The organism is Kribbella sp. C-35 (genome assembly GCF_046549195.1).
GTDB lineage: Bacteria > Actinomycetota > Actinomycetes > Propionibacteriales > Kribbellaceae > Kribbella.
In genome coordinates, this window is the sequence record NZ_JAJPWG010000006.1 from 277,651 (window position 1) to 292,105 (window position 14,455).

At 67.4% G+C, this 14,455-nt stretch carries 10 protein-coding genes; 2 read left to right on the plus strand and 8 right to left on the minus strand.

Annotated features, from left to right (window positions below; genetic code table 11):
• Nucleotides 1-428: 428 nt before the first annotated feature.
• Complete coding sequence (locus tag ACLJOO_RS36040) at nt 429-1,184, minus strand: carbonic anhydrase (RefSeq protein ID WP_410792163.1); 756 nt, start codon at nt 1,182-1,184, stop codon at nt 429-431.
• A 133-nt stretch (nt 1,185-1,317) separates the two neighbouring features.
• Between ACLJOO_RS36040 and ACLJOO_RS36045 the strand changes: the two genes are divergently transcribed.
• Nucleotides 1,318-2,640 (plus strand): hypothetical protein, encoded by a 1,323-nt coding sequence (locus ACLJOO_RS36045; RefSeq protein WP_410792164.1) that lies wholly within the window; start codon nt 1,318-1,320, stop codon nt 2,638-2,640.
• Between the two features lie 32 nt (nt 2,641-2,672).
• Here ACLJOO_RS36045 and ACLJOO_RS36050 read toward each other — a convergent pair whose 3' ends face one another.
• The 6 genes from ACLJOO_RS36050 to ACLJOO_RS36075 form a co-directional block, all read right to left on the minus strand.
• The gene (locus ACLJOO_RS36050) at nt 2,673-3,974 is read right to left on the minus strand and encodes a Gfo/Idh/MocA family oxidoreductase (RefSeq protein WP_410792165.1); all 1,302 of its coding nucleotides are present in this window, start codon (nt 3,972-3,974) and stop codon (nt 2,673-2,675) included.
• A 39-nt stretch (nt 3,975-4,013) separates the two neighbouring features.
• Nucleotides 4,014-4,844, minus strand: coding sequence for a carbohydrate ABC transporter permease (locus tag ACLJOO_RS36055; protein ID WP_410792166.1), 831 nt, complete (start codon nt 4,842-4,844; stop codon nt 4,014-4,016).
• On the minus strand, nt 4,841-5,827 hold the full coding sequence (locus ACLJOO_RS36060; RefSeq protein WP_410792167.1) for a carbohydrate ABC transporter permease: 987 nt from the start codon (nt 5,825-5,827) through the stop codon (nt 4,841-4,843). Before ACLJOO_RS36060 ends, ACLJOO_RS36055 begins: the two co-directional genes overlap by 4 nt.
• A 5-nt stretch (nt 5,828-5,832) precedes the next feature.
• On the minus strand, nt 5,833-7,299 hold the full coding sequence (locus ACLJOO_RS36065; protein ID WP_410792168.1) for an extracellular solute-binding protein: 1,467 nt from the start codon (nt 7,297-7,299) through the stop codon (nt 5,833-5,835).
• Between the two features lie 18 nt (nt 7,300-7,317).
• Entirely contained in the window at nt 7,318-10,419 is a 3,102-nt protein-coding gene (locus tag ACLJOO_RS36070) for an endo-1,4-beta-xylanase (RefSeq protein ID WP_410792169.1), read from the minus strand.
• 114 nt (nt 10,420-10,533) lie between these two features.
• Nucleotides 10,534-11,625, minus strand: coding sequence for a LacI family DNA-binding transcriptional regulator (locus ACLJOO_RS36075; protein WP_410792170.1), 1,092 nt, complete (start codon nt 11,623-11,625; stop codon nt 10,534-10,536).
• 240 nt (nt 11,626-11,865) lie between these two features.
• Here ACLJOO_RS36075 and ACLJOO_RS36080 point away from each other — a divergent pair, with 240 nt between their 5' ends.
• Nucleotides 11,866-13,776 carry an MGH1-like glycoside hydrolase domain-containing protein gene (locus tag ACLJOO_RS36080; protein ID WP_410792171.1) on the plus strand — a complete coding sequence of 637 codons (1,911 nt, stop codon included), beginning with the start codon at nt 11,866-11,868 and terminating at the stop codon, nt 13,774-13,776.
• Here the strand turns inward: ACLJOO_RS36080 and ACLJOO_RS36085 are convergent.
• Nucleotides 13,760-14,401: an HAD family hydrolase gene (locus ACLJOO_RS36085; protein WP_410792477.1), complete on the minus strand. Its 642-nt coding sequence runs from the start codon at nt 14,399-14,401 to the stop codon at nt 13,760-13,762. The genes ACLJOO_RS36080 and ACLJOO_RS36085 overlap by 17 nt on opposite strands.
• Nucleotides 14,402-14,455 lie beyond the last annotated feature (54 nt).

A 14,455-nucleotide genomic window follows, 5' to 3' on the forward strand; every position in this document is an offset into this window, starting at 1 on the left:
CAGGATGTGTCGAGTGGACGGGTAGTGCACCTGAGCGTGAACGGTTCCGCGCATACAGCGTCTCACCGGTGCACTACCTGTCGAGCGTGCACATCCCACCACGGCGGGCAGCCGCGCCGCCACCAACCCGATCACCTGCCGGCACCACAACACCCACCCATCGACAGAAGACCGGATATCCCCTGGTGTTGTGGGTTCTCCCCGCTAATGCCAACGGAGAAGGCACAACACCATCGGATATCCCGTCGTGCGTGCGTGCGAGCGAGCGGTGGGTGCGGTGGTGTGGTGCGGTGGGGACTGGAGACAGGAACTGGTGGGCGGAGACAGGAAATGTCCGGTTCCAGGCTTCCACGGTCTGTCTCCAGTCCCCGCTGGCCGCCACCAACACTCACACGTCGGACCGCAGAGCCGGTCATCCCCCGGGTTGCTCAAGGGTTGAGGGTGACCTTGCCGGTGTCGAGTTCGTAGTAGGCGCCGGTGAGTTGGAGTTTTCCGGACTTTTCCAGTGGGGCGATGACGGGTGACTGGCGGAGTTGGGCGAGGACGTGGGCGACGTTCGCGTGGACGGCGTTGGTGAGGCGGTCGCCGGGTTGGCCGGAGATCTGGCGGACGGCTGGGGCGAGGGTGTCCACGAGGTAGCCGAGCTTGCCGGGATGGGTGGTGGGCTTGTCCAGGGCCTTCATGGTGGCGTCCAGGGCGCCGCAGCGTTGGTGGCCGAGGACGAGCAGGAGCGGAGTGTGGAGTTCGGCGACTCCGAACTCCAGGCTGCCGATCACCGACTGGTCGAGTGCTCCGCCGGCGCTGCGTACGACGACCAGGTCGCCGAGACCCTGGTCGAAGACGAGCTCGATCGGCACGCGGGAGTCGACGCAGCCGAGGACTGTTGCAAACGGATGCTGTCCCTTGCTCACCGCGATCCGCCGGGCGATCCCCTCATCCAGATCCTGCTCCTGCGCGGCCACGAACCGCGCATTACCCGCCAGCAACCGCTCAACCGCCTGCTTGCCATCAGCAACCGACCCTGCGGTCTGCACGCCGCCCGATGTCGGCGGCCGGCTCCCGTTCACACCCACCGAGGCGCCGGACTCACCGCCTCCAGGCGACGTGCTGCAGGCGGCGAGTGCGCCGGCGCCCAGAGCTGCGCCGAAGGCGGTGAGAAGGTGCCGGCGGGAAGGGGTGTTCATGAGCGGGTCTCCTCACGCGCGGACGGCGGGGCGGTGCCGTCTCATCGACCGTAGCAGATTGCATACAGTCTGCAGTACCCACGAACACCGAGGTTCTCTCGGATCCCGACCGGAAATCTGATAGACACCCCTTATGAGACTCCGCCCCAGCTCATTCCACCGCTCCCTGGTCGCCGGCGCCTTGGCGTTGACCGCCGTACTCTCCGGCGCACCGATCGCCCAGGCGCTCCCAGCCACCGCACCGGCCTTCCGCGGTGGACCGGTCACCGGCTGCCTCGACCAGTCGATCGTCGGCACAGTCGAGGAGCAGCGACTGAGCCGGGGCGTCAACGGCGGCCCGTCGGTGCCAGCCGAGATCCTGCGCCGATCAGGCTTCGACCGCCAAGTCGACCTGTTCACACAGCTCCTGTGCCGTCTCCCCAACCGTCAGGCCGCGGCAACCCTCGTACGCACCCAAGGCGAGGCCCTCTGGCGTACGGCGACCCAACGCGCCCAGCGCCCCGCACACGGCACCGACGCGCTACCCGCAACGGACGACCGCGGCCTGTACTGGGCGCGCATCTCAATGGCCCTCGCCCTGCGCCAGTGGCAACCAGCCTTCGGCCTCGGTACGACGGAACGCGCCAACCTGATCCGCTCCTTCGAGTACGCCTCCCGCGGCATCACCCGCACCCGCTTCACCCCGGGCGTCCGCAAGATCCTCGTCACCGGCTTCGACCCGTTCACACTCGACGCGGACATCCGGATCGGCAACCCGTCCGGCGCCAACGCGCTGACACTCGACGGTCAACGCTGGCGGGTGAACGGCACGACGTACGAGATCCAGACGGTCATGTTCCCGGTCCGGTACACCGACTTCGACGAGAGCATGGTCGAGAACGCGCTCGCACCGCACTACCGCCCCGGTCCGCAGCACGCCGACCTGGTGATGACCGCGAGCCAGGGCCGGGTGGGCATCTTCGATCTCGAGGTCTTCAACGGACGCCGGCGTTCGGTCAGCTCGATCGGCGACAACAACAACCTCTGGGGCGGCGGAACGATCAGCGCGCCGGTCGTCTCCCCAAGCATGCCGGCAGGCCCGGAGTGGCTGACCTCGAGCCTGCCGCTCGCGCGGATGGCGCAGACCGCGGTCCCGCCGTTCCGCACCCGCGTCAATACCTCCGTGCTGGAGATCCCTGCCGGCGAGACCACACCGGTCCGCAGGCCAGACGGTCCCACGGACGGTTCGATCGCCTCCGAGGGCGCCGGTGGCGGCTACCTCTCCAATGAAGTTGCCTACCGCAACACTCTGCAGCGCGACCTGCTCGACCTGTCGATGCCGGCCGGCCACCTGCACGTCCCGGTGCTGTCGTTCGACCTTGCGAACAAGACCGCGATCACCGATCCGACGTACGAAGCCAACCGGGACGCGATCGTCACCGGAGCCCACGCGATCCTGCGATCCGCTCTTTCGTGATCAGAATAGTGATCACATGACCACTATTCTGATCACAGCTTGAGGACGTCGGCTGTCCGGACCGGCAGCCCGGTCTCGAAGGATCGGTTCGCGGCCAGTCCTGTGACCAGCGCCAACGCCGCCTGTCGCGCGTCGGCGATGTCCGCACCATCCGTCGGGTCGTCGTCGAGAAGCGCCGCGAGAACGCGCGCGTCGGCGCCTCCATGGCCCGCATGGTCATGGTCGACCGTGTGATCGACCGGTGGCTTCCACAACGGCCGCAGGGTGATGCTGGTCCGGCCCGCGGCCGGCGCGGCCACGTCCCCGTGAACCCATCCCTTGGCCGATTCGACCCGGTGGTGAGGCACGGTATATGTCGACTCTTCGACATTCAGTTCGAGCCGTCCGGCGGAGCCGTTGAACATCACGCGGTAGCCCTCGGCCGGCGAGTACGCGGTCAAGTGGTACGTCATCGTCGCCCCGCTGTCGTACGAGACGAGGAGCGCCATGTCGTCCTCGATCGAGACGCCTGGGGCGAAGACGTTGCGATCCCGGTAGTAGCCGTCCTCCGCCTCGGCCTCCAGGTACAGCTCGCGCAACGTCGTGTTGCCGGCCAGGTGCAGCGCGAACGGATCGTCCACAGCCTCCGCCGAACCGTTGACCCGCGAGTAGTCCCGCGCATACCCGTGCCGCTGCCCGGGCCCGTAGAAGGCCAATTGCCCTTGCCCATAGACGATCCGCGGTTCAGCGCCCAGCCACCAGTTCACCAGATCGAAGTGGTGGCTGGCCTTGTGCACCATCAGACCACCGGAGTTCGCCTTGTCCCGGTGCCAGCGCCGGAAGTAGTCGGCGCCGTGCGACACGTCGAGCAGCCACTCGAAGTGCACCGAGTGGATGTCACCGATCGCACCCTCGGCCAGGAGCTCGCGCACCCGGCGGTGGACCGGATTGAAGCGGTAGTTGTAGGCCACCGACAACGAGCCGCCGGTTTCCTCGACGACGTCGAGAATGCGCTGTGCCTTCACGGCGTCCGTGGTCATCGGCTTCTCGCTGATCACCCGTACGCCGGCCCGCAGGGCGGCCTGGATGTACTGGTTGTGGGTCGCGTCGACACTCGTCACCACCAGCAACCCGATCCGCTCGACCTTGAGCATCTCCTCGAACCGTGCCGGCGGCCACTGGTGCGCGGTGTGCCGGCCGGCCGCGAGCAGCATCCGGTTGTGGAACGCCATCCGCACCGAATTCGGGTCGCAGAACGCGACGACCTCGTAGCCGTCCCGCTTCGCCAGACCCTCGGTGAACAGCTGGGCCCGGTTGCCGGTGCCGACGATCGCGGTACGCACTGGATTGGGCATTCAGGACCTCCTATTGCTTGACGACTATTGGGTTGACGGCTATTGCTTGACGGCGCCGGCCAGGCCGTTGACGAAGAAGCGCTGCAGGAGAACGAAGAGCAGGATGATCGGCGCCAGGGTGATGACGGTCCCCGCGCAGAGGAGCGTCCACTCGGTCGAGTTCTCGCCGATGAACGCGTACATCCCGATCGCCAGCGTGCGCAGCTCGGGCCGGCCGAGCGTGAACACCAGCGGGATGAAGAAGCTGTTCCACGCGGTGATCGCGGTGAACAGCCCGACCGTGGCCAGCATCGGGCCGGACAGCGGCAGCATGATCCGCGCGAACGTCTGGTGGAAGTTCGCGCCGTCGACCTGGGCGGCGTCCTCGAGCTCGCGGTCGACGGCCATGAAGTAGCCCATGAACAGGAACGTCCCGAAGACCACTCCCCCGGACGCCTGGACGATGATCACCGACCACAGGCTGTTCAGCAGATGCAGCCGTTGCATCAGGTCGAACACCGGGATGATCGTGTACCCGTGTGGCAGGAACAGCGTCGCGGACACCAGCCCGAGACAGAGCCCACGCCCCGGGAACCGTGTACGGGCAAGTACGTATCCCGCGCAGGAAGTGACTACTAAAGTGATCACCACCATGCCTAGCGTGATCAGAATAGTGTTCATGAAGTACCGGCTGAACGACGCCTCCTGCCAGGCGTTCAGGTAGTTCGCCCAGAGGAAGTGCGACGGCATCGGATTCAGCCCGTCGGTGAAGAAGTCGTCGTCGCTCTTCAGCGAACTCCCGAGCGCCCAGAACAACGGATAGAGCCACGCGAGCCCACTGACCAGCAGCGCGACATGCGTCATCGCGGTCACTGCTCGCCGGCGCGTCATGCGAGACCTCCCGTCCCGCGGCGCTTCGCGAGAGAGCGCAGTACGACGACCTGCACGACCGAGAACGCGATGAGCAGTACGCCGTACACGAACGACGCGGCCGAGGCGAGGCCGATGTCCGGTTGTACTGCGTTCGCGTTACTCCCGCCGAACGCCAGGTGGTAGATGTAGGTGTTGACGACCTCGGTGGCGAAGAACGGCCCGCCGCTGGTGAGCACCTGGACGAGGTCGAAGATCTGGAACGTCCCGATCACCGCGAGGATCACGATCACCACGCCGACCGCGCGCAGCATCGGGATCGTGATGTACCGGAAGGTCGCGAACCGGCCCGCGCCGTCCAGCCGGGCGGCCTCGTACAGCTCCTCCGGGATGGTCTGCAGGCCCGCGAGGAAGTACACGAGGTTGTAGCCGAACGTGTGCCAGATCCCGACCAGGATGATGATCCCGAGCGCGAAGTGCGGATCCCCCAGCCAGTCGACGTGCTGGTCGATCACGTGCAACTTCAGCAGAACCGAGTTGATCGAGTCGCCGAAGTTCGACACGAGCAACTGGATCACGACACCGATCACTGCGGCGGACGTGACAACGGGCAGGAAGAACAACGTGCGGTAGAAGGACGCGAACCGCAACTTCTTGTTGTTCAGCACGAGCGCCAGCGCCAACGCCAGCACGAGCTGGATCGGTACGACGAACGCGGCGTACACGAAGGTGTGTCCGAGCGACCGCCAGAAGATGCTGTCGTGGACGATCTGCCGGAAGTTGCCCAGCCCCACGAAGTCGGACGGATCGCCGATGCCGTCCCATTTGTAGAAGGTGTAGCCGAGCGAGGCGATGATCGGGTACACCACGAACACCAGCAGAAGCACCATCATCGGCGCCAGGTACACGTACGACCACAGGTAGGTCCGGCGGCGCGCGCGACGCCGCCCGGCCGAGCGCGGTGGCTCGGCGTGGGTGACGTCGTCGCGAACCGTGGCGGTCATGACCATCAGGTGCCCGGCTTGGTGGTGTAAGGCTTGGTCAGGTCCCAGTCGGCGAACGTGAAGTCCTTCGCGCTGACTCCGGGAGCCTTCTTGATCGCGTCACCCAAAGCCTGGTTCATCTTGTCCGCCAGCTCGTTCAGCGCGGCCTGCGGATCCTTCAGCTGTCCGGTGTAGACGCCGGCGAGTACGTCGTTGATGTCCGGCTTCACCCCGGGCAGCTGAACGGCCGACACCTTCGGGTTCCGGATCGTGGGCTGCGGTCCGACGACGGCGGCGCCCGACATCGCGACGTACTGCGCGAACGGAGCGAAGGTCACGCTCTTCGGGTCGTTGTTCTTCGCGTACACCGAGAGACCCTGCCCCTGCTCGACCCACCGCTTCCCCGCGTCGGGGCTGTACAGCCAGTCGAACCACGCCCACGCCTCGTCGGCGTGCGGCGTCTTGGCGTTGACCGCGACGAACTTGCCGCCAGGCGGGCCGTAGAACAGCGCCTTCGGGTCACCGGCCGTCGGCGTCGGCAGCGTGACCAGGCTGTAGTCGGTGAACTTGTGCTTGGTCCACTCCGGCTGGTTCCACACTCCGCCGACGGTCATGCCGAACCGGCCGCGTTCGAAGAAGGCGCGGGCCTGCTCGTCGGAGATGCTCATCGAGTTCGGGTAGAACCAGTTCTTGTTCTTCCACTCGAGCAGCAGGTTGATGACGTCGAGGTAGTTCCGGTCCGTGCCGTACGTCCACTTACCGACCCGATAGTCCATCCCGTCGATGCCGCCGACGGCGGCGCCACCCGGCGTGCCGGCGCCGCGCACGAACAGATCCAGCCACCAGGCCAGGGTCGTGTTCGTCGAGTTGCCGAACCCGAACGGCGCCACCTTGCCACCGCTCTTCGACGCGATCGCCTCCGCGGCGCTGGTGACGTCGTCCCAGGTCTTCGGGAGCTTCACGCTGCCGTCCGCGTTCGTCAGTCCCGCGTCCTTGAACACGCCGTGGTGGACGTACAGCTGGAGCGACGGAGCCGGCGCGGCGAACGGCGCCGTGTAGACCTTCCCGCTGAAGACGTCGACACCTTCGACGAAGCTGTTCTCCGGGAACCGTCCCTGCCAGGAGCCGGTCGCCCACTTGTCCAACGGCAGCAGCCAGCTCTGCGAGATCTGCTGGCTCAGCTGCGGGCTCTTCGGCACCATCAGGATGTCCGGCGCGTTGTTGCTCCGGTACGCCAGCGATACCAGGTCGGCGTACTTGTCGCTGACCTGCGTGGTCTTCTTGACCGCGATCCCGGGATGCGCCTCCTGGAACAGCTTGATCTCGTTGTCGACCCAGCCGGCCTGGCTGGCGTACCAGTCCCAGTACGTGATGGTCGTCGCGGCCTTCGACCCCTTGGAGTCCCCGCCGGACGAGCAGCCGGCCAGTGCGCCGGCGCCGGCCAGACCGGCCGCCCCGCGGAGCAGTGTCCGGCGTGAGATGCGTGATGACATGAGTGTTCCTCCAGTGACTTAGCTGCAGGCCGGCGTGGTCGACGACGCGGTCTGGGTCAGTGCGCCGAGCCGCCAGGTGAGTGGGCTGCCGTCCCAGGTGACCGCCACGCGGCGCGGTCGCTGGTAGGGCAGGAACGAGACGGTCTGGCCGCGATCGGACGGTCCGGGGCTGAAGGCGTTGTCCGCGCCGACGGGGACCGGGATGTAGTAGTTGTTCGCGTTGGAGTACCCGAAGTACGCCGTGTACGTGTTGTCGACCGTGTTGTGTACGACGCAGGCCGCGGTCGGCTGCACCGGGTTGAAGGTGGTCTCCGCAGGACCGGTGCCCGGATCGGTGACGGTCTTCGCCATCGGGGCGAACGACGCATCGTCCACCAGCAGGTCGCCGGCACCGGTCGTCGTACTGATCCACCACTCGGCCTTGCTGAGCGTGCCGGTCCAGCTCACCTGCGCGTTGGCGGCCGACAGTTGGGTCCACCCGGTGCTCGTGACTGGAGCTGTGCCGAGGCGGACCGTGGTCGATCCAGTCGAGGTAGTCAGCTTCAGACTCACCATCGCGGTGTCCGAACCACTGGCCAGGCGCACCCACGCCGACGAGTCGTACAGACCGCCGTTCACCACCGACACGCCCTGCGCCGGACCGGCCCATGCGGCCGCCCTGGCAGTCACCGAGAGATCACCACTGCCGCCGTGCGGAGTCGTCGACGCGTTCTTCAATGTGCACGTCCCCAGGCAGTACCAGCCCGTGGTGTTCGACTGGTTCTCCAACGACCCGTTCGCAAGGACCGAAGGCGTCGGCAGGTACGGCGCTGTCGGCGGCGGCCCCTGGGCCGGCGGTGGTGTGCCGTCCGTGGGTGTGATGGCGAGGTCATCGAGGGTGCACTCGGTCGACGTGGTACCGGGGTTCGACCAGGCGAACGCCTGAACCCACTTCGTCCCTGTCGGTGGCGTGAAGGCGGCCAGCTTCTGTGTGTACGCGCGTTCGTCGGCGTAGGAGAGGACGTACTGGAAGGTCGGCGTACCTGCGGTCGCTCCCCCACGTACGCCGACGTAGCACTGGGTGCCGCCGCCGTTCAGACGCCCCCATCCCGAGAGCAGGTAGCTCGTGCCCGGCGTGATGCCAGTCAGGTTCTGCGTGACGCCAGAGCCGGGGCTGAGCGACAGCGCGGTGTGGCCGCTGTGCGCGTTCGCTGCGGTCGCAGGGCCGGTGCCGAGTGGCGTCCAGCCGCGGACACCGCTCTCGAAGTCGCCGTCGCCGATCGGGTTCGGCTGATCCGTGCGCACAGTGGTGGCGATGCCGTCGGCGATCACCTTGACCGACGCGCCGGCCGTGGTCGGCATCGCGACCTTGACCTGCTTGGAGACGCCGTTCACGGTGACGGTCACCAGGTAGTCACCGAGGAAACCGCGCGTTCCGTACGTTCCGGCCGCGCTGGTCTGACCGCTCGCGCTCGTGTGCCATTGGCGGGTGATCAGGTCCTCCCACACGAGTGCGTTCGGCTTGGGCGACCAGTCGTCGTTGTAGAGCGCGACGCGCGGGTTGTAGATGTTCTTCGTCCAGAGGCCGAAGTTGCTGATCTGGTTCACGTTCGGGTTCGAGAACATCGCGATCATGAAGTCGCGGGTGTAGTCGGCCTGCAGTTGCAGGTCGTCGGTGTCCACGTCGAACTCCGTGATCGCGACCTTCACCCCGAGTCCGGCGAACTGGTCCACGATCGACAGCAGATCGTCGGGCGATGTCAGCTGCACCCCGTTGAAATGGCTCTCGAAACCGACCAGGTCGATCGGCGCCCCGGCAGCCTTGAGCGACTGCACGATGCCGTAGACATGGTCGCGGTGGCGCGTCTCCCAGCCGTTGTTCTCGACCAGGCCGTAGTCGTTGAGGGCGAGCTTCGCGTTCGGGTCGGCCTGGCGCGCGAGCCGGAACCAGGACTCGATCTCGTTCGGCCCGAGGATGTCCTGCAGGCTGTGCTCCGAGTACGGCTCGTTCACCACGTCCCACTCGTCGACGATCCCGGCCAGTGCGCCGGCCTCGTCCAGGACATGGTTGTTGACACGGGTCCGCAACGCGGCCGGATCGTTCTGCAGCGTGCTCAGGTCGGGCGGCAGGTATCCCCACGACGGCCAGACCAGGTTGTGCCCGCGGATCCGCAGTCCGCGCTCGCGCATCCACTGCATCGCGGGGAGCGTGATCGTGTCGCGTTCGGTCGGGTTCTCCCAGTGGTTCCACTTCAGGTTGTTGCCCAGGGCCCCTTGGTTGAAGATCGTCGAGGCCTTGCTCTGGTACTGCGCGAGGTCGGCCGCACTGATCCCGCTGGACGGATCACCGATCAGCCGCGAGCCGTCCGACGCGGCCCCGAACTTGAATGCACTGGTCTGCTGTACGGCGGAAACGGTCGCGCCACTGACCGGGTTGCCGGCCGGGTCGACGACCGAGACCGCGAGATTCCCCTTGCGGTACTGGTCGATCCGCGCGTTGGCCGCCGTACGCCAGGCCGCGTTCGTGTCCCGGCCGTCGTAGGTCACCTGCGGGTAGCCGGCCGGCGTTCCGGGGCCCCAGTTCTGCACGGAGACGCCGGCGATCTGGAAGGTCTGCGCGCCGTACCCGAGCCAGAGGTTCAGATGCGCCGCCGTCGTGGTGCCGGCCGTGTACGTCGTGGTGGCGCGGAACGGGAACTGGAACTTCTGCCACTCGGTGCCGTACCGCAGCGCGGCGTTGAGCGACTTCTTGTACGGCGCCCCGTCGGTCTCGAACACCACGTGAGCGTTGCCGGCCGAGGGCGAGATCGACCGCGCCCAGAGCGTGGCGACGAGCGCATCGCCTTCGGTCACCGTCGCGGCAGCCGGTACGCCGAGCGTGATCTCGTACTCGCCGTCGAGACCGGGACTCTGCGGACCGTTCGGGACGGCGATCTGGAGGGCCTTGGTGAAGTTGGGGTTGCCGGTGATCGGGACCTGTTGGGTCGCGTCGGCGGGAAGGCTCTTGAACTCGGTGAAGTTGGCGACGGCATCAGGCGGGAGAACTTCGACGGGGGCGGCGTCGGCGCGCGCAGTGGGGGCGACCACTGCGACGGCCGCGACCAGAGCGACAGTCACCCCGGTGGCCAGTTTTCTGATCACTGGACGTTCCTTCCAGAGGGCGCACAGCAGCGCGGACCCACCGGCGGTACGCCGGGGTCCTGAACGGGGACTGCTGCGATCGGGCGGTCGGGCGGGACCTCGATCCGTGACGGATCAGGCCTTGGACGGTGTCTTGGTCGTCTGCGAGCGTCCGCGCGGGGATCGGATCACGGGCACCGGCCCGCAACTCGCCCGGACGATCAGGCTGGTCGGCATCACGAGCCGGGGGCGCTCATCGGCCGGTTCTTCTGTGGGAGGTTCGTCGGTCGGACCGATGGCTTCGAGCAGCATCTCGGCGGCGCGTTTGCCCATGTCCACGAACGGTTGCTGGATGGTGGTCAGCGGCGGCCGGATCTGGGCCGCCGACTCGATGTCGTCGAAACCGATCACCGAGACGTCCTCCGGGACCCGCAGTCCGGCCTCGGCCGCGGCGGTCATCACGGCGTACGCCGTCACGTCCGAGTGCGCGAACACGGCGGTCGGCCGCTGGTCCGGGGGCAGCGCGAACAGCTCCCGCGAACGGGCGCGGATCTGCTCGGGCAGGAAGTCACCGGGTTTGGTGAGCTCGGGATCGGGCTGGATGCCGGCCGACCGGAGCGCGTCCAGGTAGCCGCGGTAGCGGTCCTGGCAGCACCGGTAGACCATCCGTCCCTGGACACAGGCGATGCGCTCGTGTCCCAGCTGGAGCAGGTGGTCCATCGCCGTCAGCGCACCGTCGTAGTTGTCGGCGGTGACCGACGGCAGCGCGACATCGGCGTCGACGGTGTTCACGAGGACGACCGGCAGGCCGTCGGAGTGCAGTTGGACGAGCGGTTCCAGCGGCTGCTCGTGGCTGACCACGAGCAGGCCGGACACCATGCTCGACGTGAGGATGCGGTCGATCAGCGAACCGTAGTCACGGTCGTTGGTCGCGGTGTACAGGATGATGTCGAACCCGCTGCGCTCGGTCACCGCGGCCACCCCGATGTTGATCGAGGCAACCATGTGCCAGGACAGGCCCGGCACGACCATCCCGATCAGCCGGGTACTGCCCTTGGCCAGCGCGGTCGCCGCGAAACTCGGGACGTACCGGTTCCGGCGCATCACCGCGAGCACGTGCCGCCGTGTCGCCGGGTCGACCTTCGGGCTGTTGTTCAGCACCAGGGAGACCGTCGATTTGGAGACGCCGGACAGCGCGGCGATATCACGAATCGTCAGCTTCGCCATCCGGAGGTTCCTTTGCTCTGTCCGTTGGACTGGTCCAACGGGCTGGTTCTCCGGAACGTAACAGCGGCCCGCAACCCCGTCAACACCTCACCCGAAAACGGTTTCCCGCCAGGGGATTGCGCCGTACGGCGCCCGCGTGCCACGATCGCTCCACCGTGTTGGACCGGTCCTACGCAGGCCGGGATCACCTGCCCGGACCGGTCCACCACGCCTGCCCCCGGCAGATCAGGAAGGCCGCCCATGCCGCCGTACTCCCTCGACGACTTCAGCTTCGACCTCCGCCGCGCCGCACCGCCCGCCCAACTGTGGGTGCGCAGCGCGACTGGCACCGTCACCCAGCTCGCCAACACCGTCTGCGGTGTCGGCGGCTGGTTCGCTCCCCCACTGGCCGCGCCCGACAGCCGGCTGACGATCTCGTTCGAGGTCGACGGGCGGCGCATCGTCGACGCCGCACGACCCGGAGCCGGGGACCGCGGTCTACTCCCGTCCGGCGGCACCTGGCGGCCGGATCGCCTGGTCCGCCACGGCACATACCACCAGTACGCCGACAGCCGTCTGACGTCGCTCGCCGTCGAGTCCACGCTCGTACCGGGCGCGGCCGGCTACGAGCTCACGCTGACAATCACCAACCGCTCCACGAACACCCACGAGGTGTCGATCCAGCCCGATCTCGCCGCGGCCAAAACCCACCGGGTACCGCTCTCCGAATGGGGCTGGGTCCCACCCGGGCCAGGCACGGATGACGAGATCCTCTTCCTCCACAGCGATCTCACCGCGACTCTCCGACCCCGCGGCACGACCACCTTCACCGTGACAGTCGGCCACACACCGCCGTCCGGCACACTCGCCGACGTGCTCGGGCGGCTCCCGGTGCTCACGTCCGACATTCCTGGGCTCGAGCAGTACTACCGGCGTTCGCTGGCCAGCGGCCTCGTCTGCTGGTGGGATCACCCGGACTTCGTCACCCGGCCGTTCATCGCAACCTCCGGCCTCGACGGCGGCGCGCTGTGCGCATATGCGTGGGACACCGGCGGCTACGCGCCCAACCTCCTCAGCCTGATGCTCGGCGACCGCGTCGTCGACGTCATCGAGTCGTTCCTCGACGCCGACCTGACCGACCGGTATGCGATCGCCCCCGACGGCACCGGCCTCGGCGTCGCCTACGCGTACAGCGGCTGGTCGCTCGTGTCCCTCGCCCGCGCCGCCGCCGCGGAACGTCCGCTCGATCCGACGCTGGTGTCCCGGCTGTACGACGTACTGATCGCGCTCGACAAGCGGTTCCAGCCCGACGACCAGACCGGCGTACTGCGGGACTACGGCGATCAGAGCAACCTTCTCGAGATGCGAAGTACCGGATGGGAGCACGTGGTCGCGAGCCCCAACGCCGAACGCGCATGGGCCCTCGACACCCTCGCCGACCTGTCCGACCTGACCGGCGCCGCACTACCAACCGCTGACCTCCGGGAGTCGGCACAACAGATCCGCACCGAGGTGATCCGGCAGCTGTGGGACGCCGACGCCGGCTGGTTCCGCAGCCGCTACCCGGACGGCCACACCGAGCTCGCGTACTCGATTCAGGCGTACGACGTATTTCGCGCCGGCGCCTGCCCACCCGACGTCGCCGCCGCGTTGATCAGCCACCTGCGTCCGGGCGCGTTCCTCGGCGAGTACGGCGTCAGCAGCGTCAGCGCCGAGGATCCACTGCACTACGAGACCGCCGACATCGACTGGTCCGGTGCCGGCGCCTACACCGGCGAGGCCCCGCAACTCGCGCTCACTCTCTGGGAACACGGCGAACCCGACCGTGCGTGGGATGTCCTACGCCGCCTGTTCTGGATGGGCGAGCACTACCCGTACTTCCCTCAGGACCACTACTCCGACAAACCCGGCGCGCCCGCCAGCGGCCGCCGCATCAACATCATCGCCGGCCTCACCGGAGCCGAATCCCTCCTCACCGGCCTCCTAGGCATCCACCCCCAACCCGACGGGTCGTTGACCATCACCCCCAGCCCAGTTGCTGCAGGCAACGTCAGGCTCACCAACCTCAACTACCGCGGCCACGCGATCGAGATGACCGTCGAGCCCCGTCGTACGACAATCACCGTCGACGGCCGCGAGGTCGCACCAGGTCAGGTCATCCCGCCAAGATGACGGGGAACGCCTTCACTACCGAGTCGAACTGATGATCCGCGGCCGGTGTGTCTGGCACTTGCCGGCTCCCTATTTGGATCGTGCGGAGGCCTGCTGCGATGCCGCCGGCGATGTCGTGGGAAGGGTGGTCGCCGACCATCCAGCCGTCGGTCAGGGTTGTGCCGGTTTGGTGTGCGGCCAGTTCGAAGATTCGGCGGTCGGGTTTGCGGACGCCGACTGTCTCGGAGACGCAGGCGTAGTCGATGACGTCGGCGATCTGGGTGTACTCCAGTTTCAGGTTCTGCTGGACGGTGCCGCCGTTCGTCACCACCGCGATCCGCCAGCCGGCCGCGCGCAGGTCTGCCAGTCCGTCGAGCACGGGCTGCTCCACCCAGGCGAACAACGGATGTTCCTCGTCGTACGACGCCACCAGCTCGTCCACCGAAGCCGCGAGCCCGAACCGCACCCGCGCCAACTCGAACAACTCCGCCCGCGGCCGAAACCCACCGTTGTCATGAGCAACCAACCACTCAACCCCAGCCTCCCCCAGCCCAGCCGAGTCCGCCCACCAACGAGCCCACCTCAGAAACGCCCCGTCCCGATCAATAAGCGTGTTGTCCAGATCGAAACAAGCCAACCGAGGCATCCGCTCCACACCCCCACCCTCACACACCCGACCCGCTCCGCCATCGGCTACCCT

Excerpts from the sequence above, each read along its gene's own strand:
- ACLJOO_RS36040 (WP_410792163.1), bottom strand. The coding sequence starts at position 1,184 with ATGAACACCCCTTCCCGCCGGCACCTTCTCACCGCCTTCGGCGCAGCT.
- ACLJOO_RS36045 (WP_410792164.1), top strand. The coding sequence starts at position 1,318 with ATGAGACTCCGCCCCAGCTCATTCCACCGCTCCCTGGTCGCCGGCGCC.
- ACLJOO_RS36050 (WP_410792165.1), bottom strand. The coding sequence starts at position 3,974 with ATGCCCAATCCAGTGCGTACCGCGATCGTCGGCACCGGCAACCGGGCC.
- ACLJOO_RS36055 (WP_410792166.1), bottom strand. The coding sequence starts at position 4,844 with ATGACGCGCCGGCGAGCAGTGACCGCGATGACGCATGTCGCGCTGCTG.
- ACLJOO_RS36060 (WP_410792167.1), bottom strand. The coding sequence starts at position 5,827 with ATGACCGCCACGGTTCGCGACGACGTCACCCACGCCGAGCCACCGCGC.
- ACLJOO_RS36065 (WP_410792168.1), bottom strand. The coding sequence starts at position 7,299 with ATGTCATCACGCATCTCACGCCGGACACTGCTCCGCGGGGCGGCCGGT.
- ACLJOO_RS36075 (WP_410792170.1), bottom strand. The coding sequence starts at position 11,625 with ATGGCGAAGCTGACGATTCGTGATATCGCCGCGCTGTCCGGCGTCTCC.
- ACLJOO_RS36080 (WP_410792171.1), top strand. The coding sequence starts at position 11,866 with ATGCCGCCGTACTCCCTCGACGACTTCAGCTTCGACCTCCGCCGCGCC.
- ACLJOO_RS36085 (WP_410792477.1), bottom strand. The coding sequence starts at position 14,401 with ATGCCTCGGTTGGCTTGTTTCGATCTGGACAACACGCTTATTGATCGG.